Here is a 21,969-nt window from a genome sequence, read left to right as displayed (position 1 = left end):
GTGGCCTGCGTACGCTGCGGACGCGTCTCATATGCCCCTCGGCGGGGTCATCACCCGCACGGCTACCCTGGGCCACCTCAACGCATCGTTGGCCACTGCCGCTACGCAGGCGCTCCGAGACGCAACCTACCCGGTTATACTACGCCACGGCTGAATTGGATACGTTCGAGTGGTTTACCGAGCAGGAGCTGAAACGGTGGCAGTCCAGACAAAACGCCGGGTGACTGGCGGAGTAGCCCTGGTGAAGGCCCTCGAGGCTCAGGGCGTCCGGTACGTCTTCGGTATTCCAGGTGTGCACACGCTAGAGATCTATGACGCGCTCTACGACAGCGACGCGCTCTCCACCGTCCTACCTCGGCACGAGCAGGGCGCCGGTTTCATGGCCGATGGATATCACCGCGCCTCTGGCCTGCCAGGCGTCGCCCTCACCGTTACCGGCCCTGGCGTGACGAACATCGCGACCCCGTTGGCCCAGGCGTTCGCTGATAGCTCCCGCGTCCTCCTGATTGCCACCAACCTCGAGCGGCGCTATCTCGGCAAACTCGAGGGGAATCTCCACGAGATGACCGACCAGACGGCCGTCGTCCGGCCTCTGGTCAAGTGGTCGTATCGAGTTGAGAGCGCGGACGACATCCTCCCCGCAGTTACCGAAGCCTTCAAGCACCTGTATACAGGCAGACCACGGCCAGTTTATGTCGAGATCCCACTCGATGTGCTCGAAGAGGAGACGACGTTTGAACCGCTGGATCTTGTGAAGCCCCAGCCCGTTCCCCCTGCGCCTCACTTGGTCAGCCGGGCTGCCGAACTGCTCCGACAGGCCAACCGGGTCTTCATCCTCGCGGGCGGCGGCGCAGCCACTGAAGAGACGGCTCCGCTCTTGAGAGAACTAGCTGAGGAACTGGGTGCGCCAGTCTGTACTTCCCTGACCGGTAAGGGCGCGATCCCGGAAGACCACCCCTACGCGACCGGCGCCTTTGGATACCGATGGTCTCCCGACAACCCAATCGCCTTCCTCATGGCAGCCTCGGATCTGACGATCGCGATCGGGACAGGGCTCGGCATCCGCACGACGGCACAGGGAACGATGCCGTTACCGACTCCTCTTATCCATATCGATATTGACCCTGACGAAATCGGCAAGCGCTACCCGGCTGCCGTGGGCATCGCCGCCGATGCCGCCCTCACCCTGCGCGCGCTCATCGAGCAGGTGCGCGCCGGAGCGCGCCCGGCCGACCGCTGGCCTGTCGAAGAGGTACAGGCAGTGCGCCGGCGGATACTTGAACCCGTCGATGAGCGCACCGAGCGTTACCTCCCCTATCTTCGAGCCCTGCGCGAAGCGCTGCCGCGCGATGGCATCATCGTGAACGACATGACGATGATGTGCTACGAGGGGGTACGTTACCTTCCGGTCTACGAGCCCCGAACGTATCTGTTCCCGCGTGGCTTCGGCACGCTCGGGTCGTCACTGCCTACGGCGATTGGCGCGAAACTTGCTCGGCCAGACAGAGCCGTAGTCTCGCTCAACGGCGACGGCGGCTTCCAGTTCACGATGGAGGAACTCGGTGCTCTCGCGCACTACCGGCTACCAGTGACTGTTGTGATCTTCAACGACAGTACGCACACCGCCGTCAAAGTGGCGATGCGGCGCAGCCACCCAGGCCGCTATCTCGACGTGGATCTCGTGAATCCCGATTTCGTCAAGATTGCTGAGGCCTACCGGATACCGGCTCAACGGGCGGGCTCGCCGGACCAGCTTACGGAGTTGCTGAACCACGCGGTGCACGGCGATGGCCCAATGCTCATCGATGTGCCGATCGCGCTCGAGCGATACTGAGCGAGGCCCAGCGTGGCGAGGGAGCGACTCGAGATCTTTCGTTTCCAACGCCTGGCAGACCTGGGTGTACCACACGGCATCACCCGGCGAGAGCCTTCGCTCCCGTCCGATGGGGATGTCAGCTTCGCGACTGCTGGCTCTCCCTCCGCGGTGAGACACAACCGACAACGCTGGTGGGCAGCGATGGGTCTGGATTGGCGGCGCACAGTATGCGGGCGACAGGTCCACGGTACCCGCGTGATGCTGGTCTCTGAGCGCGACGCCGGCCGTGGCGCCGACAGCCCGGCCACCGCCCTTCCAGCGACCGACGGCCTAGCCTCCAGCGATCCTGCGCTACCGCTCGCGGTTTTCTGCGCCGACTGCGCGCCAGTGCTTCTCTACGACCCCGTCAACCGCGTCGCAGCGGCGGTTCATGCCGGCTGGCGAGGCACGGTGGCAGGTGTCGCGATCGAGGCCGTCCGCTTGCTCGTCTCTGAGTTCGGTACTGATCCTGGGCAGCTCCGGGCGGGCATCGGCCCGGCGATCGGCCCCTGCTGTTATGAAGTCGGCGACGAGGTGATCGCAACCTGGATCGGTACGCAGCTCGATCGCGGGTTACGTGCAGTCATTCGCCAGGATGGCCGGTGGCATTTCGACCTGTGGCGGGCAAACCTGTTGACACTCGAGGCAGCGGGGCTCATAGCGTCCAATGTGGAGATCGCCGGTATCTGTACCCGATGCCGGAGTAGCGAGTGGTTCTCTCACCGAGCGACTCAGGCTGGCGAGAGCCGAGCTGGCCGCTTCGCCGCTGTGATCGCGGTGCCAGCCGGCTGAGGGTCAACGCTCTCTCGCCGGCTGGATGGAAGAGAGGACTGTCGGGTGCGGGTCGTCTCACTGGGCAGTGGCAGCAGTGGCAACGCACTCCTCATTCAGCACAACGGCACGAACCTGCTCCTCGATGCCGGTCTCTCCCACCGTGACCTGCGAGTTCGCCTCGCCTCGTTCGGCGTCGGTGACCATGACCTGACGGCGATCCTCATCTCCCACGAGCACCACGATCACATCCGCGGGCTGGCCCAGTTTCTCCGCTACCAGTCCTGCCAGGTTCTCGCCACTGCGGGCACGCTGCATGCACTCGACCCGGGGCCAGGCTTTCCATGCGTGCGCCTCGTGCCCGGCCAGGCCGTCGAAGTCGGAACGCTCACCATTGTTCCGATCGCCGTCTCGCACGACGCGCTCGAGCCGGTCGGCTTCGTGTTGAGCGACGGCCTGGCAACGGCTGCCATCTTCACCGATCTGGGTACCGTTGACCGAGCTGTGTACGACGCGCTGCATGCCGCTCAGCTCGTTGTCCTAGAGGCCAACTATGACCGCGAACTGCTAGTGCGTGGCTCGTATCCCTGGCCCTTGAAGCGCCGGATCCTGAGCTCGCAGGGACACTTGAGCAACGATGAATGCGCAGCCACGCTCGCTCGGCTGGACTTGAGCCCGGTGCGAGAGATCTGGCTCGCTCATCTCTCTGCGGAAAACAATACGCCCCGGCATGCGCTCCACGCCGTTCAGACAGCCCTCGGTGGCAGCGATCACCGGCTGGCGATCCGCGCCCTGCCGCGATGTGGTGCGCCGGTGTCGTGGGATTCGTCCACAGCGGATAGCAAGGCCCGCCAGATCCGGCTGTTCTGAGGTCGCTCCATCTCAGGGTCCGGTCACTTCACCTCAGGTGCCGAGGAGCGCGAGCTGGCTCAGCCCTAGCAAGACAGCTCCTTCCGAGAAGCTCGCACGGCTCGGCCCATAGACGGTTACCTGCCACAGCGGGATGAAGCGCTGCTGACGGTTACTCAGCTCGCGGATAAGCGATGCCCAGGGCAGCGCCGACTTGCCCCGCACCGTGAAGGGCCCGCACATCGCCTGCACCTCGGTCTGCGCGTCGGGCGGTACCTCTGCCGCGACCTCTCCCCGCGCCACGATGAACAGCACGTCGTCCTTACGCACTGCCACCTCTCGCGTTCTGACCGGTGGACTCCCTTCGAGATAGGGAAAGGCGACCGCGTTATGCACATAGAGGCAAGCCCCTGCAACCTCGAGGAAGTCGACGAGCGAAGGCTCGGACACGAAGATCTCACCGACAACGACGCTCTGGGGCAGGTAGAGATGTACCCCGACTTTCCGGCTGAGCTGGTCGGTCGAGGCGTGCACTCTGCGTACCGATGGCGCTCTCATCTCGACCGTTTCGTTGAGGCCCTCCTTGGTTACTTCCTGCCCGCCCATCGCCTCCGAACTCCATCGTTGCCCTTGGAAGCCGACCGCGTGCCTGAAGCGCTTACTCGGCACGAATGCTGGCACGAAGCGCCCCGCAATGTCACGGACCTCACCAGTGCGTGGATCAGGAACCTGCCGAGGTGTCAAGTAGCGCCGGCGAAAGCTACCGAAGCCAGCCACCTGGACGGCCTCGCCGCGCCGAAGCGCTTCCTGGATGACCTCGATCATGGACTCGACGATTCGCGTCGTCTCCTCCACTGTCTGTCCGCTGTGCTGGGCCACTCTCGAAACGAGCTCGGCCTTCTTCATCGTATCCCCTTCTCGGCAGGACGATACACCGAGTCGGTCTCGTCCACCGGTTCGCCGGGGAGCCCTGGCGCGTCTTCGGGTGCTCTACCAGCATTCTGTCATGCGAGGCGTACGTGCGCAAGTATGGGGGTAAGATCCATGACCCGATGGCTAGTCCGCAGCCACTCCGCCTGCCGGTTGGAACTGCAACCGGTAGAGTCGCTGGTAGTGGCCATTCCTGGTCAGCAGATCTGCGTGCGTGCCCACCTCGACGACCCGTCCCTGGTGTAGCACCAGAATGCGCGACGCCTCGCGGACCGTAGAGAGGCGATGCGCGATGACGACGGCAGTGCGACCGGATAGCAATCGGCGGATCGCCTGCTGGACGAGCAGCTCTGTCTCGGTGTCGACATGCGCTGTCGCCTCGTCGAGGATGACGATACGGGGATCAGCCAATAGCACGCGGGCTATGGTGATCAACTGCCGCTGGCCCATCGAAAGCCGCACGCCCCGCTCGTGCACCGGCGTGTCGTACCCCTGCGGCAAGCGCGCGATCGTCTCATGGATGCCCACCGCCTTCGCGACCTCGATGATCTCGTGCTCGGTTGCCTCGGGCCGGCCATACGCGATGTTCTCACGCACGGTGCTGGCAAAGAGGAACGGGTCCTGAGGCACGATACCGATCTGCGAGCGAAGCGATGTGAGCGTCACCTCTCGAAGATCGTAGCCGTCAATGCGAATCGAGCCGGACCAGACATCGTAGTAGCGCGCGAGGAGAGCCGCCATAGTGCTCTTGCCTGCCCCGGTCTCCCCGACCAGCGCAACGGTCTCTCCAGGCTCGATGCGAAGGGTGATATCGTGAAGGACGGGCAACTGGTCATAACCGAACGTGACGTGGTCATAGACGATTTCACCGCGAACCGCCGGAAGCTCGATCGCGCCAGGGCGATCCTCGACTTCGGGGCGGACGTCCTGAAGCTCGAAGATACGCTCGGCTGCCGTCGTCGCGGCCTGCAGCGTATCGTAGCGCATGCTCAGTGTCCGGATCGGCTCGTAGAACCGCGACACATACGCAGCGAACGTGACCAACTCGCCGACTGTGAAGGCCTGCGTTCCCAGGAGCAGCCAGCCGCCGACGCCGATCAACAGCGCCGTGGTGGCCGCCTCCACGATTTGAACCGAGGGAAACAGAAGCGCGGAGAGACGAGCAGCACGCAGGCTCGCACCGAGATACTCGCCATTGATCGCCTCGAAACGCCGGAGCTGCCGTTCCTCCTGGGAGAAGGCCTGGATCACTCGGATCCCGTTGATGCTCTCAGCCAGGTGACCGTTCAACCGGGCTACCGCGATCCGTGTAGCGCGGTACGCCTCGATCGCGTGCCGCCTCCACCAGAGCATTCCTGCGATCATGATCGGCATGGCTACGAAGCTGACCAGTGCGAGGCGCCAGTTGGTCAACAGCATGACGGTGACGATCCCGAGCAAGGTGAGCAGATCACTCAACACGCCGACGAGACCATCGCTGAACAGCTCATTGATGACGCTCACGTCGTTCTGAATCCGGGACATCACCGGGCCGATTCCCCGACGATCCAGGTAACGCAAGCTGACACGTTGCAGGTGGGCGAATAGGCGCGAGCGTAGATCGAAGACGAGCCTTTGTCCCACTACCTGGGCGAGATAGAGCTGCCCAGCAGTGGCGACGAATCTGAGGACGATCATGGCGAGGAGCGCCACCGCGAGCAGATCGAGAGCACGCTGGCCACCAACACCGAAGAGCGTTCGGCCGCTGCCGGGATTGACCAGATCGATCGCCACGCCGAAGAGATATGGCAGTGATAGCTCGGCTACAGCGCTGAGCAGCATCATCGTCGTGGCAAGTCCCAGAGCTTTCCGGTGGGGCAGTACCTGGCGCACCAATCTGCGCAAGGCTCGCCGGCTCAATGCCTGCTCGGTTGCACCAAGGAGCTCTCCGTGATGCAGCATGTCTGCTTCCTAGTCCCCGGCGCTACGCAAGGGAACCTGCTCCTGTGCCTGTCGAGCATACTGGCGCGCGTATAGGCCACCACGCGCCAACAACTCTTCGTGCGTACCTCGTTCGACGAGGCGGCCATTCTCTAGCACCAGGATCAAATCGGCGTTCTGTAGCGTCAGGATCCGGTGCGCGATGATGAATGCTGTTCTGCCCTCCATAAGTCGCTGTAACGCCTGCTGGATGAGTCGATCGGTTTCGGCATCGACGCTGGAGGTCGCTTCGTCGAGGACGAGAATACGAGGATCCATCAACAGCGCGCGGGCAATCGCGATACGCTGCTTCTGGCCGCCCGAGAGGGAGACGCCACGCTCCCCGACAACCGTGTCATACCCGAATGGCAGATCCATGATGAAGTCGTGCGCCTGGGCCGCCCTGGCAGCTTCGATGATCTCCTGTTCGCTAGCGTCTGGCCGTCCGAACGCGATATTTTCCCTGATGCTGACGGAGAAGAGCAGCGTATCCTGTAGCACGAGGCCGACGCGCCGCCGCAATGAATGCAGGTCATAGGCGCGCACGTCGACTCCGTCGATCAGCACCGTGCCCTCGGTCACGTCGTAGAACCGCGGGATGAGGGCGACGAGAGTGCTCTTGCCAGATCCGGTGGGTCCGAATACGGCGATCCGCTGTCCGGGTTCGGCCGCGAACGTGATGTCGTGCAGGCTCGCCGTACCCGATTCCGGATAGCGGAAGCTCACTGAGCGGAATTCGACGGCACCGCGGATCCGCGACGCATCGATGCCATTGGGAGGGGACGTTATCTCGGGTCGCTGGTCGAGAACTTCGAAGACTCGCTGGCCAGATGCGATCGCCCGTGCCGTGCTGCTGACCATCCAGCCGAGCATGCGGATGGGCTGGGTGGTCAGGACGAGGAGGAAGTAGAAGGCGGTTAATTGTCCAATGGACAGGTTGCCCGCGAGTACCTGCCGTCCCCCGTACCAGACAACAGCGACGATGCCGAGAGCCCCGAGCGTGGTCACGACAGCCGTGTAGAGGGATGACCACCGTGCGGCCCTGAGCGACCGTTGCTGGAGCGTTTGCAGCTCAGTGTCGAAGCGCGCGCGCTCGGCGTCCTCTCGCGCGAAGGCGCGCACGATCCTGGCCCCTGCCAGGTTCTCTTGGAGCACGGTGGTCATGACTCCGAATTGCTGCTGCACTTCGAGAAAGAGATGCCGCGCTTTCTGACTGAAATGAACCGTGGCTAGCGCTAGCAGAGGCAAGACGCTGAGAGAGAGGGCAGCCAGGCGCCAGTTCATGAGGAACAACATCACGGATACGGCGACGAGGGTGCCCAGGCTCTGCACGGCGGTCCGCGGCACGACCCAGAAGAAGCGCCGAATGGCATTCACGTCTTCGGTAGCGCGTGCCATGAGCTGACCTGTATATGCCTGGTCGAAGAAGGAAAAACTTAAACGCTCGAGATGCTCGTACAGCTCGCGTCTCAACCGATATGCGATGTTCTCCGCGAGTGCTTGAAAAGAGTAGCTCCGAGCGAAGGTCAAGAGTCCCTGCGCGATCCCTGCTAGCACGAGGGCTGCCGATGCCGCCAGAACGACATGCTTTTGCTGCCCGGCGATACCTCGATCGATTGCAACCTCTACCAATCGCGGAATGGCAAGCTGCGCTGCTACGCCGAGGAGAAGCGCTACGTAGCCGGAAAGGAGAGTCCACCGGTACGGTCGAAGATAGCTGAGGATGCGCCACAGAACGCTCATAGCCCCTTGGGTATAGCCGACGTGCGACTGAAGCGCAAGTGATCGCTCCACCACATCTGGTGAGCACGAGAGAGATTTCGCTCGTCGCTATTGACCTGCCGCAATGGTGTCCGTAAAATGGGTACGTACAAGGCTTGTCCGTTCGCGGGTGAGAGGGGGCACAGTGGAGCCTGAGGCGCTGGACTACCAGAAGGTCATCGACGATGCGCTGAAGCTGTTGTACTCACAGCACCACCGGCTCATGAACCGGCTCTACCCGGCGGCGGTGCAGCAACTTTCACTCGAGCAGCTTCGCCAGGGCCCGCTGGGCCAGGTCCTGCAGCGTCTCGCGGCGGTTGCCCAGGGCAAGATCTCCGAAAACCGCGAGCGGACACTCGAAGCGATCGAGCTCGTACTCCAGATGCTCTTCTGGGCGCCAGGAGCCGAAGACTACTCCGTTCCCCGCAGCTTTTGGGAGACTGACCTCGGTCGCCTCCTCTCGCTGGCCAAGTTCCGCGCCTACGAGCCGAGCGAGCTGCTCAGCATCGGCAGCGCGGCCCAGCAGCTCGGCGTCACTCGCCCGACGATCTACCGCTGGATGGACGAGCGCAAGCTCGAGTACGTGCGCGACGAGATGTCAGGGCGCACCTTCGTGGTGCGCGAGGATGTGGAACAGCTCCGGCGCCAGCAAGAGTCAGCTTGATCATGGCCTAGCTCTGTAGCTGGGGTCTAGTGGCGCGATAGAGGGACAAGTCGTTTTGCGATCATCAGGGGATATGTCGTTGACGCGGACCGCGACACCGGCTCTCCCCCTCGGTCATCCGCCTCGAGCCTACCAGCTCGCGTCATAGACCTCGGCGAGCGCTCCCGCGATCTCTTCGATGAGGTCGCCCGCAACGAGCCCTAGTGTCCCCTTCTTGGCCACCGCTCGCAGCATCGCCTCGCTACCGATCACCAGCCCGGCGGCCGCAGCTTCCCGTGAACCGAGACCCTGTGACGCTAGCGCGGCGATCAGGCCGGCCAAAACGTCCCCGGTACCCGCCGTGGCAAGCGCCGGGTGAACCTGCGGCGAGACGATCAGCGTACCGTCCGGGCAAGCTACCGTCGCGTGCCCATACTTGAGGACGACATGCTGATTGAAGAGCTGCGCAGCCTCCACCGCTCGTGCCCACGGATCGGCCGTGATCGCGTCGGTCTCGATATTGAGGAGTCGAGCCAGCTCCCCAGGGTGGGGCGTAAGGATGAGGTCGGCCCCAGGGATCTGATTCCACCATTCAGGCTGCGTGGCCAACCAGTTCAAACCGTCAGCGTCGATCACGGCTCTACCCCCGAACCGCTGCGGAAGACCAGGCGCCGCCGGTTGCCCGAAACCGATCGGCCTCGGCGCCCCGCGTAGACCCAGGAGCGCGGCGAGAAACTCGGGCACTGGCGGCTCTTGCCCCAGGCCAGGGCCGATCAGCACAACGTCGTACCGCGGTAGTGCCTCCCGCACGAGCTCAGCCATCCGTACCCCAGCCCCGACTTCGCCGTCAGGGAGAGGCAAGAAGGTCACTTCCGGCAGCGCCGCCGCTATGGGAGAGATCAACGCACGCGTGACGGCGAGCGTCACGAGACCGGCGCCCGCGCGGAGCGCTGCTCCCGCGGCGAGCCGCGGTGCGCCGTAGAACGCCGGCGAGCCGCCCACGATCAACAGCGTCCCCACGGCACGCTTGTGTGTATCCGCCGGCCTCCGAGGTAGCCATTCCCTTACGTCCTCTGGGGTTGCCAGCACGGTCGATCCGGGCTCGGCTGGCGGTGCCGGCAGGCCGATATCGGCCAGTTCGATCACCCCGGTGTGCCGCAGGGCCGGCGGCTTGTACAACCCGATCTTCGGCAGCCCCAGCATCACGGTGAGATCGGCCCGGAACGCTCGCGGATCGGCCTCACCGCTGTCGCAGTCCACGCCTGACGGCGTGTCGACTGCCACGAGCGGGGTACCGCGCCGGGCCCGAGTATCCCGTGCCATGTCGAAGACCTGGGCGACCTCTCCCGGCAGGGACGGCTTCCCGCCGATCCCGAAGACCGCGTCGACGATCAAGTCGGCCGACGCGATCGCAGTGCCGACTTCTGCGGGATCGATCCAGAGCAAGCGCTCCAGCAGCCCACGCTCCGCTGGCAGAGTGCCGGGCTCGCTCCGCCGCCAGGTCCAGACCAGGCAGCGCCAGCCGCGCGCAACGAGATGGCTGGCCGCCACCAGGCCATCGCCGCCGTTGTTACCGGGCCCAACCAGAAACAGCGCTGTACCGGCGTGTTTCGCGCGCTTCGTAATCTGCTCGGCCACGGAAAGCCCTGCAGCCGCCATCAGATCCTCGAGCGACCGCCCGGCCGCGACGGCTGCCTCCTCGGCCCGCCGCACCTCTTCGACGCGGCACAACTTCAACATCGTTCGCTGCTCCTCCTGGAGGGCTCCTGGAATGCGACCACGACCGCGATCGCCTGCGTGCGGGAATGCGTCAGCGAGACGGCCATGTGCCGAAATCCGAGTGATTCGGCACGCTCCCGCGCTCCACCGTGAAGCACCAGGATCGGCTTCCCACGTCGATTCGAGAGCACCTCGATCTCGCGCCATCGAATCCCGCGCACGCCGGTGCCGAGCGCCTTCATCGTCGCTTCCTTGGCCGCGAACCTGGCCGCCAGCTCCGAGACGCGGCCGGCATAACGCGCCCGCTCCTGCTCGGTGTACACCCGTCGCAAGAACCGGTCGCCGAAGCGGTTGAGCGCGCGCGCAATCCGCTCGATCTCGATCACATCGATGCCCACCTCGACTGGGCCGGCCGCCTCCGGGTCCCAGATCGGCTCATACGCCACGGCCGACCCCCACATAGACGAAGCCGAGAGCCCGGACATCGGCTGGCTCGTAGATGTTGCGCCCGTCGAGCAGGATCGGCGTCCGCATCAGTTCCTTGACTCGACTCAGGTCGGCTTGCTTGAACTCGTTCCAGGGTGTGGCGATCAACAGCGCGTCGGCCCCCTCTACCGCCGAATAGGGATCGGGCGCGTAGCGCGCCTCCGGTACCAGCGCCGCAGCGTGCGGCATCGCAACCGGGTCGTAGGCGGTCACCTCTGCTCCACGCTGCACCAGCAAGCGAAGCACGTCGATAGCAGGCGACTCGCGAATGTCGTCCGTATCCTGTTTGAACGATAGTCCCCACAGCGCGATCGGCCTGCCATGGAGAGAGCCGAGAAGATCCTGCAGCTTGCGGACGAAGCGCCGTCGCTGATCCTGGTTGATCTCCAGCACCGTGTGAAGCAACTGCGGGTGACATCCTGCCTCTTCGGCCATGTAGGCGAGTGCCCGGACATCCTTGGGGAAACAGCTTCCGCCGAATCCGATCCCGGCCTCGAGGAAGTGCGGCCCGATCCGCGGATCGTAACCCATCCCCTGTGCCACGACTTTGATATCTGCGCCCAGTTGCTCGCAGATCTGTGCGATCTCGTTGATAAAACTGATGCGCGTGGCCAGAATCGCGTTCGAGGCATACTTGATCATCTCGGCGCTGCGCCGATCGGTGATCAAGATCGGAGCGTTCAGCACGCGGTACAGCTCGGCGACTGTCTCCGCTGCCTCCCGGTCGTCCGCTCCGAGCACGATGCGGCTCGGATGAAAGACATCGTAGACCGCCGATCCTTCGCGCAGGAACTCCGGGTTGCTCACCACCGCGAAGGTCGCCTCAGCCGGTTTGGCTTCTGCGATGAGCTGCGTGACCAGGTCGCCGGACCCGATGGGCATCGTGCTCTTGTTGACGACGATCGTGTAGCCCCGCAGGTTGCGGCCGATCATCTCGGCCGCCGACCGTACCGCCCGCATATCGGCGTCGCCGTCGAACGTCGACGGGGTACCTACGCAGATAAAGACGAACTCCGATGCCGGCACTGCCTCGGCGTAGTCTGTAGTGAACCGCAGGCGACCAGCTTCACGGTTGCGACGGATGAGCTCGTCGAGTCCCGGCTCGTAGATCGGGACGACTCCCCGCTGCAGCTTCGCGACCTTGTCCGTGTCGATGTCCACGCCATAGACCTGGTTGCCGAGGTCAGCGAAGGCAGCGCCGTAAACCAGGCCGACGTACCCCATCCCGATAATGGAAATGACCGCCATGTGCCCCGTGTCCCTCCAGGCCGCACTCCGGTGCGACTACCGGCGTCAGTATACCCGTGTAGCGCGGCGCCAACCCGGCACTAACGCCGGATGGAGAAGCCAGTGTGCTCCCCGCTGGGTGCTTGCCAGGAACACTCGACGCGCTCGACCCATGCGCCCGGCGGTCCCTTCGTCACGGCCCGGCGCAACTCTTCGAGTCGCGAACGCGGGCCCTCAGCGACGAGCTCGACCGATCGGCCATCGGGCCGGTTGCGCACCCACCCGGTCAACCCGAGCCGCTCAGCCTCATCGACAACGAAGAAGCGGAAGCCAACGCCCTGTACTCGCCCGTACACGACGCAGTGCAGCGCGGCTTGCTCCTCACTCGTCAATGTCCCCCACCCCCTCGCCGCTCTTCGAGCCGGCCCTCCGGCGTCGCTGCACCTGGGCAGCTTCCTGATCCGCAGGCCGATAGCGAGCGCGGAATTCCTCGAGCTCGATGACGAAACGTCCCTCTGCGATCGATTGGCGAATCCGTTCCATCTCCCGTTGAATGAATCGCAGGTTATGGATCGTCGCAAGCCGGTAGGCCAGTAACTCGCGCGCCCGAAAGAGGTGATGTAGATAGGCTGCAGTGAACTGCGTGCACGTCAGGCAGTCGCAGGTCTCATCAACTGGCGCGAAGTGAGAGCGGAAACGACTGCTAGTTATGTCTACTCTACCCTCGGGAGTGTAGAGGCCACCGTGGCGGGCCACTCTCGTCGGGTGGACGCAATCGAACAGGTCGACACCGGCGGCCACGGCCAACCACAGATCTTCCGGCGACCCAACTCCCATCAGATAGCGTGGTTTGTCTTCCGGCAGCAGCGGCGCGACCTCTTCCAGGAAAGCCAGCATCACCGGCTTGGGCTCTCCGACGCTGAGGCCGCCGATAGCGCAACCATCTACCGGTAGCCCGGCGACGAAGTCACAGCTCCGGCGCCGCAGGTCGAGATCGAAGCCACCCTGGGTAATGCCGAATACCCAAGGGCGGGAGGGCTCCGCCGTGTCGACCATCGTGCGGAAGTATTCGAGCGCCCGCAGCAGCCACCGATGCGTTCGCTCAGCCGCTTCGCGCTGCCGAGTCAGCTCGCTGCCGTAGCCCACGACGTCATCGAGTGGCATGATGATGTCCGAACCGAAGCCGAGTTGAAGCGCGATCGCCGACTCCGGTGTGAGCTCGTGGAGGCTCCCGTCGATGTGCGAGCGGAAGCGAACCCCGCGCTCGGTAATCTCTCGGAGACCGGCCAAACTGTAGACTTGAAATCCGCCCGAATCAGTGAGGATCGGGTGTGGCCAGGCCATGAACGTATGGAGGCCGCCAGCGGCCTGAATGATCTCGAGGCCGGGTCGCAGCATCAGATGATAGGTGTTCGCGAGAATGATCTCTGAGCCGGTGCTCCGGACTTCGTCCGGCGTCACTGACTTGACAGCGGCCTGTGTACCGACCGGCATGAATGCGGGTGTACGGACATCGCCGCGCCGCGTATGCAACACGCCCGTTCGCGCCCGAGTATGGCTGTCGCGTGCCAGGATAGTGAAATGTTCTGCCGCGTCTTCGTTTGTCATCCCTGCCTCTGCGTCATTCCTCACGTCGACGCCCACCGAACAGTACCCACAGGAGTGCTGAGAATGGTTCCCCGCTGGCTCCAGCGGCGAATTTTCGACTGGCTCTACACGCGCGGAGCCGCGGTCTACGACCCCCTCACCATCCTACTCTTCGCCGGAGAGTGGCGCGAGTGGCAACGCAGTGTTCTGCCATGGCTCCAGGGAGACCGCATCTTGGATCTCGGCTGTGGAACCGGTCAACTGCTTCCCGACCTGGCTAGTCGCGCGGCGCTGGTTGTCGGGTTCGACCGCTCGCCGGCCATGCTGCGCCGCGCTCGTCGGAGGGCGGAGTGCTGCCGGGTAGACCTGGTGCGTGGCGACGCCCGCGCGCTCCCCTTTCGGCCGGCGGCCTTCACCACCGTCGTGAGTACCTTCCCATCCGAGTACATCCTCGACCACGAGACGCAGGCGGAGATCGCGCGCGTCCTGGAGCCGGGTGGCCGGCTCGTCGTCGTGGTCAGCGGAACGATGTGTCGATGGGAATGGTGGCAGTTGCCACTGCGGCTCGCCGTGCGACTCTTCTACGGGTCTGCAAACCAGGCTGAACGGCATTCCAGGAAAGCGCTCACGAGCGACGTGCTTCCCGGCGAGTGGCAGCTCCAGCCGTGCCAGCGCGGCAGTGCTTTGGTCTGGGTGGCGACGCGCCGCGAGTCAGTCCCCGCAGCGAGCTAATCACCGCTGGTGTGTCAGCTCCTCGGCGGGGCGGTCTCGTCGAGCACAGCCCCGAAGGATGCCAGATCAGCCAGCGGATCCGCCTTGGTCGGAGTGTTGCTCACCGGCTGACTGGTATTCGCCTCTGGCGGCGCAGGATCCTCGGGCGTGCGATCGACCGTGACGATCGGCACCGCTGGATTCGCCGGAGCCGTAGCGGGTGCAGGGGCCTGATCCGCCTTCGGCTCGGCCACGGCCGAACGGGTCGTCGTCTGAGCCTCAGCGAGTACCGTCCGGGTCGTCTCGCCGACCTCCCGGGCCGTACCCTTCACCTCGGTCGCGGTTGTCTCGACCTCCCGGATCGTCTCTTCGAACTCGCTGGTCAGCTCACGCGTCGCAGCGCGGAAGTCGCGAATGCTGCGCCCGATGGCCGCGCCGATCTCTGGCAGCTTACCCGGCCCGAAGATGATCAGGGCGATAACCAGGATCACCGCCAGTTCCATCGGGCCCATGCCGAAGAAGTTCATGCTCTGCTCCTCGATCACGCCGGGGCCCAGCCGCCTGTAACGCAGGAGCCCTCCGTAAACGGTAGTATACCAGTCGGTCGTCGCGAGGCAGAGACGACGAAGACCGAGGTAGTACTTGGTGTCGAGCCAGCGTGTTCTGATCGATGGACGGCTGCTCGCCTATCGACGTGGCGGCATCCAGCGTTACGTGCTGGGGCTGGCCCGGGCATTTGCGCGTCTGGAGCCGGAGCTCGACATCCGCTTAGTCCAGAACCGGCCCTTCGTGTCTCCCCTCCCGGTCGTCCGGGTGTTTACTCCCGTACACCACCGGTGGGAACGCCGCCTCCTCGGAGCAGAGCTGGCGCTGCGCCGGCCGGCCCTGGTCCACAGCCCAGACTTCATTCCTCCGCGATTACCTCGGAGCGTGCGGGCGGTTGTGACCGTGCACGATCTGGCTTTCCTGGACCACCCGGAACTCCTGGCAACTGAAGGCGAGCGGTACTACGGCCAGCTTAGGCATGCTCTCGCCGATGCTGACCGCATCATCGCGGTGTCCCGCTGGACAGCGCAGCGCATCCAGCACCACTTCCCTTCTCTCTCGCCTCGCGTCCGCGTCATACACAACGGCGTAGACGATGCCTTCTTCCTGCAGCCGTCGGAGGATCCCTGGCAAACGATCGCACGGGCGACCAGCCCGGACCAGTGCGCGCGACTGCGGGACCGGCGCTTCGTGCTCGCGGTCGGAACGGTCGAACCTCGCAAACGATACGGCCTCCTCCTGGAGGCCATGGGCCACCTTTGGGACCGATACCGGGACGGCGCTCCGATGCTCGTTATCGCCGGCCAACCGGGATGGCGACACGCTGAGTTGACTTATCGGATCGAGGCAGCAGTCGCTGCCTGCCAGGCTCTCTGGTACACGGATGCCGACGACCGGCTCCTCCGCGCGCTCTACTCCACAGCGACGCTGCTAGTGGTACCCTCGCTGGACGAGGGCTTCGGTCTCCCGGCGGCCGAGGCGATGGCGTGCGGACTGCCGGTGCTGGCCGCGAACCGTGGCGCGCTCCCTGAAATCGTGGGGGAAGCTGGCCACCTGGTCGAGTCGGATTGTCCGGACGACTGGGCCGAGGAGATCATGCGATTGCTGAATGACGACAAAATGCGCACCATCCTCGCGGAGCGCGGACGTAGCCGGGCTCAGCGGTTCCGCTGGGAAGAGACGGCACGGCAGACCCTCATGCTCTATCGGGAGCTACTCGATCGATGAGCCAGGAGATCACTCTGATTGCCGGGCTCGGCAACCCAGGGGCTCGCTACGCCCGCACACGACACAATGCCGGCTTCATGGTCGTAGACGTTCTGGCCCGCCGGCTCGGCGTGCAGCAGTGGCACGAGCGATTCGATGCCCAGCTCGCCACCTGCGATGAGGCTGGCAGGCGCCTCATTTTGCTCAAGCCTATGACCTATATGAACCTTAGTGGCCGCTCAGTACAGCAGGCCCTGAGCTGGTATCGTGTGCCTCTCGACCGGTTGCTCGTCGTCTACGACGATGTAGACCTGCCGTTCGGCACCATTCGGATCAGGCTCGGAGGAAGCAGCGGCGGCCACCACGGGGTCGAATCCATCATCGTCGCGCTCGGCAGTGACCGCTTCGCGCGGCTGCGGGTCGGTATCGGTCGCCCGCGCGACGGTCGAGATGTCACCGCCTACGTGTTGACCCGCTTCACCCCGGAGGAGGAGGAGAGGCTCCCGGGTATCATCGAGCGAGCGGCGGAAGCGGCACTGACCTGGAGCCGGGAGGGAATCGTCAAGGCCATGAACCTCTTCAACCGCGCGGACGGTGGCGGGTCGAGGGCGCTGCAGCGCTAGTTCAGGCCAGAGAGCGGGGTCACAGAGCTAGGTAACGTCGTGTTACGCGGGAGAGGGGAAGTCGCCGTGAGCCGAATCCAGCGAGTTGCGGTCGTCGGTGCCGGAACGATGGGCCGGAGCATCGCCCAGGTGGTGGCGCAGGCCGGGCTCGTGGTTACGCTGATCGACCGCGAGTCAGAGATCGTGCGTTCGGCGCTGGAGCGGATCCGCGCGCAGCTCGAACGGGCCGTCGAGCGTGGGCGGCTGGATGCTGAGCAGGCGAGTGTCGCGCTCAGCCTGATCGCCGTGGACACCAGCGTAGAAGCAGCCAGCGATGCCGACCTCGTGATCGAAGCCGTGCCGGAAGTAGTCGATCTCAAACGAGATGTCTTCCGCCGTCTGGACCAGTATTGTGCGCCGGAGGCACTACTAGCCTCGAACACGTCTTCGATCTCGATCACGCTCCTAGGGGCGGCCACCGGCCGCCCAGAGCGGGTGCTGGGACTTCACTTCTTCAACCCCGTGCCGGTTATGAAGCTCGTTGAGGTAGTACGGGGCCTGCGGACGTCCGACGAGACGATCGAGACAGCCGTGGAGTTCGCTCTGAGACTCGACAAGACTCCGGTTGTGGTCAGGGACTCGCCGGGCTTCGTGTCCAACCGCGTGCTGATGCCGATGATCAACGAGGCCATCGATGCCTTGATGGAGGGAGTCGCCTCGGCTGAAGAGATCGATACCGTGATGCGACTCGGGGCTAATCACCCCATGGGGCCACTAGAGCTGGCCGACTTGATCGGCCTCGATGTCGTGCTTCAGATTCTGGACGTGCTGCACCATGATTTCGGCGATCCGCGGTATCGTCCCTCCCCGCTGCTGCGGCAAATGGTCGCGGCTGGCAAACTTGGAAGAAAGAGCGGGGAGGGCTTCTATCGCTACGAGGAGTAATATCCCCAGGGAGTGGAGGATTCAGGTATGCGCGAGGAGCACGTTGACGACGAGCAGCGCCCTGAAGGCCGGGGCTATCTCATGCTCCTGGTCGGGGACGAGCGACGCACGTCGGACGCGGCGCTCGGGATTGCTCTGCGGGGCGCCGGCCACAGCCTGCGCATCCACATCATCCAGTTCCTCAAGACCGGTCGGGAGCGCGGTGAGGTCGCGGCCGTCTCCTTCCTTACCGGGGTATCGCTGTCCCAGTACGGCTTGATCGACGTGGGTACTCGGGCCGAGGACATTCCCGGGCCCGGTATCGCCCCGGAGCGGCTCGAATTCGCCTTACGCGAAGCGCGACGGCACATCGCGCAGCGTGTCACCAACATCTTGATCCTCGACGGACTACTGACCCTCGTCGATGAGGGCATGGTGCCCGATCGGACCGTACTCGAGCTGGTCGAGAGCGCGGCTCCCTGGACAGATATCGTCGTGACCGGTCGTGCCGCGACGCCGGCTCTGGAAGACGCGGCCGATACGGTCACCGTGATGCAGACGGTCAAATCGCGGGAGGCCGAGCCGCACCAGCTCCGCCGCGGGTTGCACTATTGATGCTCGTGCCACTCGTGCCGCTGAGCGAAGGGCGAACCGATGGCGAAGCAGGCGACACCCGCGACCCGGCGAGCAGCGCGGTCCCGCCCTATCCGCGTGCTCATCGCCAAGCCGGGTCTGGATGGACATGATCGGGGCGCGAGGGTACTCGCCCGCGCGCTTCGCGATGCTGGGATGGAGGTCATCTATACCGGGCTCTTCCAGACACCGGAGATGATCGCGCGGGCTGCCGCCGACGAGGACGTCGACGTCGTCGGGCTGAGCATCTTGTCAGGCGCGCACAACCAGCTCTTTCCCGAGATCATGGGACAGCTCCGTCGCGCCGGGCTGGATGACGTGCTCGTCATCGCGGGCGGCATCATCCCCAAGGACGACGTCCCCCACCTGAAAGCGCTCGGCATCGCAGCCATCTTCGGTCCGGGCACCCCACTGCAGGAGATCGTGCGCTTTATCCGAGAGCACGCGCCCACCCGGGAGAGTGAGGAGTGAGCGACCTTCTCGAGCGCTTCCGGGCTGGGGAACGCAGGGCGCTGGCCCGCTTGCTGTCCCACGTCGAGAACCGAACCCCGTTCGGTATCCAGGCTGAGCGGGAACTGTATCCGCTCACCGGGAGAGCGCACCTGATCGGCATTACCGGGCCGCCAGGCGCCGGGAAGAGCACCCTCGTGGCAGGTCTGATCCGCGAGGCACGCCGCCAGAGCCTCACCGCCGCCGTGCTCGCCGTCGACCCCACCAGCCCGGTTACCGGTGGAGCGGTGATGGGAGATCGCATCCGGATGCTCGACGTGCAATCCGATGAGGGAGTATTCATCCGCAGCGTCACCGGACGCGGCCGCGGTGGGGGATTGGCCCCCGCGCTGTGTGCCATGGCTCACGTGCTCGACGCCTTCGGGTTCGATCTGGTCCTGCTTGAGACCGTGGGCGCTGGGCAGGACGACGTGGACATCGCTCGCCTCGCCGATACCACCGTGCTCGTCCTGGTACCTGGCCTGGGTGACGGCGTGCAGTCGCTGAAGGCCGGGACGCTCGAGGTCGCGGACATCTTCGTCGTGAACAAGGCGGATCTGCCCGGAGCGAACCAGGTCGTGCGCGACCTGCGGGTGATGCAGCGGCTCATGGTCGGTGCGGCTGAGCAGGCACCGATTCTGTCCACCGTCGCCACGACTGGCGAGGGTATCGACCAGGTGTTGCGCGCGATCCTGGAGCATCGCCGCCAGCTCGAGATCCACGGTCAGCTCACCGAGCGCACCCAGCGCCGGCTCCTCGCTGAGGCGCGTTATCTCGCGCTGGAGGCGCTCGCAGACCAGCTCGACGAAGTTCTCGAAACGCTGCCGGCTGAAGATCGCGCGTCGCTCGAAACCCGGCAGCTCGACCCGCGCACGCTCGCCATGCGGCTGATCGAGCGTTTACGACTCAGCTTCCCCGCGAGTCGCTCCTGACTCCCGCCTGCACCCGGCCGCGCGCCCTGGCCGCGACGTTGGCGACACGCGCTGCCGCGATGCCGGCTCCTACGCCATTGTCGATGTTGACCACGGCGAGACCTGGCGCGCATGTCTGCAGCATGCTCAGCAGCGCGGCCTCGCCACGCCCCCCGACGCCGTACCCTACGGGCGTCGGCAAGCCGATCACCGGCAGCGGCACTAGCCCGGAGACGACAGACGGTAGCACGCCGTCCATCCCAGCCGCCACGATGAGCACGTCTGCCTCCCAGTCGAGCAACTCGCGCAGGGGAACCACCAGGCGATGCAGTCCAGCGACTCCCACATCCTGGTAGAGCCGGACGCTACACCCCATCTCCTCGGCGACCAGCCGCGCCTCGTCTGCTGCTGGAAAATCGGACGCGCCCGCGGTCAAGACTCCTACGCGACCGCCGCTGTGCGGGCGCTGGTATTCTGGGCCACTGATGACCGCCGTCCGGCCTCCTGGGTTATGTCGCCATACGGCGCTCGGGAAGGCCGCCTGAAGGTGCCGTCGCTGCGACTCCGCCAAGCGGCTGACGATCACCCGGCCGGTCTCAGCAAGCATCAATCGCACACTCTCCTCGAGCTGCTCCATCGACTTCCCCTCGGCCAGGACGATCTCCGGCGTGCCGGTCCGTACCTCGCGCTCCGGGTCCAGCCACAAGCCCGGGTTTTCGACGTAGCCCTGGTGAACCCCGGCGAGAGCAGCTCGCAATGCGGCGAAGATGTCCCGCTCAGTCGTCACCACCAGCCTCCGCCCGCTCTGGCGTCAACACTGGCGCAATCAGTCGATTGAGCTCGGCAGGTGGCGTGCCCGCATCCCGGCGCAGCAGCGCAAAGAACTCGACGTTTCCCTCAGCTCCGGTGATAGGTGACCGCGTCAATGCTTCGGGCGTAAAGCCGAGCTCGATCGCGCTCGTGAGCACCGCCTCCAGGACCTCGCGATGAACTGCCGGGTCGCGCACGATTCCGCCCTTGCCCACTCGCCCCCGCCCAGCCTCGAACTGCGGCTTGATCAAAGCAACGACCTTGCCACCCGGTCGCAGAACGCGGCGCGCGGCCGGGAGCACGAGCCGCAGCGAGATGAACGATACATCAATCGTCACCAGATCGATCGGCTCAGGCAGTACCTGTAGGTAGCGGACGTTCGTCCGCTCCATCACCACCACCCGAGGATCCTGACGAAGCCGGTAGTCGAGCTGACCGTAGCCAACATCGATCGCGTAGACCCGGCTCGCTCCCCGCTGGAGCAGTGCATCGGTGAAACCACCCGTCGACGCCCCGAAGTCGGCACAGACGAGCCCCTCGACGTCCACCCCGAACACTGCCAGTGCATGGTCGAGCTTCTCCCCACCGCGACTGACGAAGCGAGGCGGACGAGTTACGGTGAGCTCCGACTCGGCCGGGACCAGCATTCCTGGCTTGTCGATCCGCCTGTCCCCGAGCGACACGCGCCCGGCCATGATCAGAGCGCGCGCCTGGCTGCGTGATTCGGTCACCCCTTGTTGGACCAGCCGCTCATCTGCACGGATTCGGTTCGTCACCGCAAACCACCGCCACCACGCTCTTCCAGCCGGCGCTCGAACCGCGACATCTGGAGGTGACACAGTGCCACGGCCAACGCATCGGCAGCATCGTCCGGTTGGGGCACGACCGGCAGGTCGAGCAGCAGGCGAACCATCTCCTGCATCTGTGCCTTCGTCGCCCGGCCGTAGCCGGCCACGGCGTGCTTCACTTCCGCCGGCTTGTACTCGACCACTGGGATCCCTCGCTGGGCCGAGACCAGGAGAACGACACCACGGGCCTGGCCGACTGCGAGCGCGGTCGTCACGTTGCGAGCGAAGAAGAGCTGCTCGATGGCGACCGCGGCCGGGCAATAGCGCTGGAAGAGCTGATCGAGCTCCCGGTAGAGCTGCAGCAGCCGTTCAGCCATCGGGCGATCGGGCTGCGTTGCGACCACGCCGTAGGCGAGCGGCCGCGGAGGCTCGCAGTCCTCGATAACCCCATAACCGAGCAATGCTGTCCCCGGATCGACACCGATGACCGTTCCCATGAGCCCCTGCCAACGCTACACATTGACGCAGATATGCCGTTTCTGGTACTCAGACAGCTTCGATC

The 21,969-nt window shown here is 64.9% G+C and carries 22 protein-coding genes and 1 pseudogene; 11 read left to right on the top strand and 12 right to left on the bottom strand.

The features are described 5' to 3' along the window. The first annotated feature begins 196 nt into the window (after positions 1-196). The 3 genes from NET02_RS14715 to NET02_RS14705 are packed head-to-tail and all read left to right on the top strand — an operon-like array spanning position 197 to position 3,496. Positions 197-1,834, top strand: coding sequence for a thiamine pyrophosphate-binding protein (locus NET02_RS14715; protein ID WP_284058188.1), 1,638 nt, complete (start codon positions 197-199; stop codon positions 1,832-1,834). A 12-nt stretch (positions 1,835-1,846) separates the two neighbouring features. Further along, the gene (gene pgeF / locus NET02_RS14710; RefSeq protein ID WP_284058187.1) at positions 1,847-2,647 is read left to right on the top strand and encodes a peptidoglycan editing factor PgeF; all 801 of its coding nucleotides are present in this window, start codon (positions 1,847-1,849) and stop codon (positions 2,645-2,647) included. Positions 2,648-2,692: 45 nt separating this feature from the next. Next, positions 2,693-3,496 (top strand): MBL fold metallo-hydrolase, encoded by an 804-nt coding sequence (locus NET02_RS14705; protein ID WP_284058186.1) that lies wholly within the window; start codon positions 2,693-2,695, stop codon positions 3,494-3,496. 33 nt (positions 3,497-3,529) lie between these two features. Here the strand turns inward: NET02_RS14705 and NET02_RS14700 are convergent. The 3 genes and pseudogenes from NET02_RS14700 to NET02_RS14690 form a co-directional block, all read right to left on the bottom strand. Next, positions 3,530-4,384: pseudogene (locus NET02_RS14700) on the bottom strand (HU family DNA-binding protein); the annotation flags it as partial. Between the two features lie 147 nt (positions 4,385-4,531). Further along, on the bottom strand, positions 4,532-6,346 hold the full coding sequence (locus NET02_RS14695) for an ABC transporter ATP-binding protein (RefSeq protein ID WP_284058185.1): 1,815 nt from the start codon (positions 6,344-6,346) through the stop codon (positions 4,532-4,534). A 9-nt stretch (positions 6,347-6,355) separates the two neighbouring features. Further along, positions 6,356-8,107 carry an ABC transporter ATP-binding protein gene (locus NET02_RS14690; RefSeq protein ID WP_284058184.1) on the bottom strand — a complete coding sequence of 584 codons (1,752 nt, stop codon included), beginning with the start codon at positions 8,105-8,107 and terminating at the stop codon, positions 6,356-6,358. A 163-nt stretch (positions 8,108-8,270) separates the two neighbouring features. Here NET02_RS14690 and NET02_RS14685 point away from each other — a divergent pair, with 163 nt between their 5' ends. Further along, positions 8,271-8,789 (top strand): excisionase family DNA-binding protein, encoded by a 519-nt coding sequence (locus NET02_RS14685; protein ID WP_284058183.1) that lies wholly within the window; start codon positions 8,271-8,273, stop codon positions 8,787-8,789. A 129-nt stretch (positions 8,790-8,918) separates the two neighbouring features. Here the strand turns inward: NET02_RS14685 and NET02_RS14680 are convergent, their stop codons facing one another. From NET02_RS14680 to tgt, 5 genes are all read right to left on the bottom strand, one after another. After that, a complete protein-coding gene (locus NET02_RS14680) occupies positions 8,919-10,508 on the bottom strand; it encodes an NAD(P)H-hydrate dehydratase (protein WP_284058182.1) in 1,590 nt (529 codons plus the stop codon). Next, positions 10,502-10,933 (bottom strand): holo-ACP synthase, encoded by a 432-nt coding sequence (gene acpS / locus NET02_RS14675; RefSeq protein WP_284058181.1) that lies wholly within the window; start codon positions 10,931-10,933, stop codon positions 10,502-10,504. The genes NET02_RS14680 and acpS overlap by 7 nt, the downstream gene beginning before the upstream one ends. After that, positions 10,923-12,221, bottom strand: a complete 1,299-nt coding sequence (locus NET02_RS14670; protein ID WP_284058180.1) for a UDP-glucose dehydrogenase family protein — start codon at positions 12,219-12,221, stop codon at positions 10,923-10,925. Before NET02_RS14670 ends, acpS begins: the two co-directional genes overlap by 11 nt. An 80-nt stretch (positions 12,222-12,301) precedes the next feature. Next, positions 12,302-12,592, bottom strand: coding sequence for an acylphosphatase (locus tag NET02_RS14665; protein ID WP_284058179.1), 291 nt, complete (start codon positions 12,590-12,592; stop codon positions 12,302-12,304). Beyond that, entirely contained in the window at positions 12,582-13,808 is a 1,227-nt protein-coding gene (gene tgt / locus NET02_RS14660) for a tRNA guanosine(34) transglycosylase Tgt (protein WP_284058178.1), read from the bottom strand. Before tgt ends, NET02_RS14665 begins: the two co-directional genes overlap by 11 nt. 63 nt (positions 13,809-13,871) lie before the next feature. Between tgt and NET02_RS14655 the strand changes: the two genes are divergently transcribed. Beyond that, positions 13,872-14,519 carry a class I SAM-dependent methyltransferase gene (locus tag NET02_RS14655; RefSeq protein WP_284058177.1) on the top strand — a complete coding sequence of 216 codons (648 nt, stop codon included), beginning with the start codon at positions 13,872-13,874 and terminating at the stop codon, positions 14,517-14,519. Between the two features lie 14 nt (positions 14,520-14,533). Here NET02_RS14655 and tatA read toward each other — a convergent pair whose 3' ends face one another. Then, positions 14,534-15,025: a twin-arginine translocase TatA/TatE family subunit gene (tatA, locus tag NET02_RS16605; protein ID WP_347711050.1), complete on the bottom strand. Its 492-nt coding sequence runs from the start codon at positions 15,023-15,025 to the stop codon at positions 14,534-14,536. 118 nt (positions 15,026-15,143) lie between these two features. Between tatA and NET02_RS14645 the strand changes: the two genes are divergently transcribed. The 6 genes from NET02_RS14645 to meaB all read left to right on the top strand — a co-directional run bounded on the left by NET02_RS14645 (position 15,144) and on the right by meaB (position 19,830). Then, positions 15,144-16,271, top strand: coding sequence for a glycosyltransferase family 4 protein (locus tag NET02_RS14645; RefSeq protein ID WP_284058176.1), 1,128 nt, complete (start codon positions 15,144-15,146; stop codon positions 16,269-16,271). Continuing rightward, complete coding sequence (gene pth / locus NET02_RS14640) at positions 16,268-16,873, top strand: aminoacyl-tRNA hydrolase (RefSeq protein WP_284058175.1); 606 nt, start codon at positions 16,268-16,270, stop codon at positions 16,871-16,873. Before NET02_RS14645 ends, pth begins: the two co-directional genes overlap by 4 nt. Positions 16,874-16,948: 75 nt before the next feature. Further along, on the top strand, positions 16,949-17,797 hold the full coding sequence (locus NET02_RS14635) for a 3-hydroxyacyl-CoA dehydrogenase family protein (protein ID WP_347711053.1): 849 nt from the start codon (positions 16,949-16,951) through the stop codon (positions 17,795-17,797). Positions 17,798-17,824: 27 nt separating this feature from the next. Then, positions 17,825-18,391: a cob(I)yrinic acid a,c-diamide adenosyltransferase gene (locus NET02_RS14630; RefSeq protein WP_284058173.1), complete on the top strand. Its 567-nt coding sequence runs from the start codon at positions 17,825-17,827 to the stop codon at positions 18,389-18,391. Positions 18,392-18,430: 39 nt separating this feature from the next. Further along, positions 18,431-18,880, top strand: coding sequence for a cobalamin B12-binding domain-containing protein (locus tag NET02_RS14625; RefSeq protein ID WP_284058172.1), 450 nt, complete (start codon positions 18,431-18,433; stop codon positions 18,878-18,880). Beyond that, entirely contained in the window at positions 18,877-19,830 is a 954-nt protein-coding gene (gene meaB / locus NET02_RS14620; RefSeq protein ID WP_284058171.1) for a methylmalonyl Co-A mutase-associated GTPase MeaB, read from the top strand. The genes NET02_RS14625 and meaB overlap by 4 nt, the downstream gene beginning before the upstream one ends. Here meaB and larB read toward each other — a convergent pair. The 3 genes from larB to ruvC are packed head-to-tail and all read right to left on the bottom strand — an operon-like array spanning position 19,805 to position 21,904. Further along, the gene (gene larB / locus NET02_RS14615) at positions 19,805-20,596 is read right to left on the bottom strand and encodes a nickel pincer cofactor biosynthesis protein LarB (protein ID WP_284058170.1); all 792 of its coding nucleotides are present in this window, start codon (positions 20,594-20,596) and stop codon (positions 19,805-19,807) included. The genes meaB and larB overlap by 26 nt on opposite strands. Continuing rightward, complete coding sequence (locus NET02_RS14610; RefSeq protein WP_284058169.1) at positions 20,586-21,395, bottom strand: TlyA family RNA methyltransferase; 810 nt, start codon at positions 21,393-21,395, stop codon at positions 20,586-20,588. Before NET02_RS14610 ends, larB begins: the two co-directional genes overlap by 11 nt. Next, positions 21,392-21,904 carry a crossover junction endodeoxyribonuclease RuvC gene (gene ruvC / locus NET02_RS14605; RefSeq protein WP_284058168.1) on the bottom strand — a complete coding sequence of 171 codons (513 nt, stop codon included), beginning with the start codon at positions 21,902-21,904 and terminating at the stop codon, positions 21,392-21,394. Before ruvC ends, NET02_RS14610 begins: the two co-directional genes overlap by 4 nt. Positions 21,905-21,969: the final 65 nt, after the last annotated feature.

It is taken from the genome of Thermalbibacter longus (assembly GCF_023806485.1).
Taxonomy (GTDB): Bacteria; Chloroflexota; Chloroflexia; order Thermomicrobiales; family Thermomicrobiaceae; genus Thermalbibacter; species Thermalbibacter longus.
This window is presented reverse-complemented; position numbering and strand designations above follow the sequence as displayed.

Bases quoted from the DNA above. Each gene is read 5' to 3' on its own strand.
- NET02_RS14695 (WP_284058185.1), bottom strand. From the start codon at position 6,346: ATGCTGCATCACGGAGAGCTCCTTGGTGCAACCGAGCAGGCATTGAGC.
- NET02_RS14690 (WP_284058184.1), bottom strand. From the start codon at position 8,107: ATGAGCGTTCTGTGGCGCATCCTCAGCTATCTTCGACCGTACCGGTGG.
- NET02_RS14680 (WP_284058182.1), bottom strand. From the start codon at position 10,508: ATGTTGAAGTTGTGCCGCGTCGAAGAGGTGCGGCGGGCCGAGGAGGCA.
- NET02_RS14670 (WP_284058180.1), bottom strand. From the start codon at position 12,221: ATGGCGGTCATTTCCATTATCGGGATGGGGTACGTCGGCCTGGTTTAC.
- tgt (WP_284058178.1), bottom strand. From the start codon at position 13,808: ATGACAAACGAAGACGCGGCAGAACATTTCACTATCCTGGCACGCGAC.
- NET02_RS14655 (WP_284058177.1), top strand. From the start codon at position 13,872: ATGGTTCCCCGCTGGCTCCAGCGGCGAATTTTCGACTGGCTCTACACG.
- tatA (WP_347711050.1), bottom strand. From the start codon at position 15,025: ATGAACTTCTTCGGCATGGGCCCGATGGAACTGGCGGTGATCCTGGTT.
- pth (WP_284058175.1), top strand. From the start codon at position 16,268: ATGAGCCAGGAGATCACTCTGATTGCCGGGCTCGGCAACCCAGGGGCT.
- NET02_RS14630 (WP_284058173.1), top strand. From the start codon at position 17,825: ATGCGCGAGGAGCACGTTGACGACGAGCAGCGCCCTGAAGGCCGGGGC.
- NET02_RS14625 (WP_284058172.1), top strand. From the start codon at position 18,431: ATGGCGAAGCAGGCGACACCCGCGACCCGGCGAGCAGCGCGGTCCCGC.
- ruvC (WP_284058168.1), bottom strand. From the start codon at position 21,904: ATGGGAACGGTCATCGGTGTCGATCCGGGGACAGCATTGCTCGGTTAT.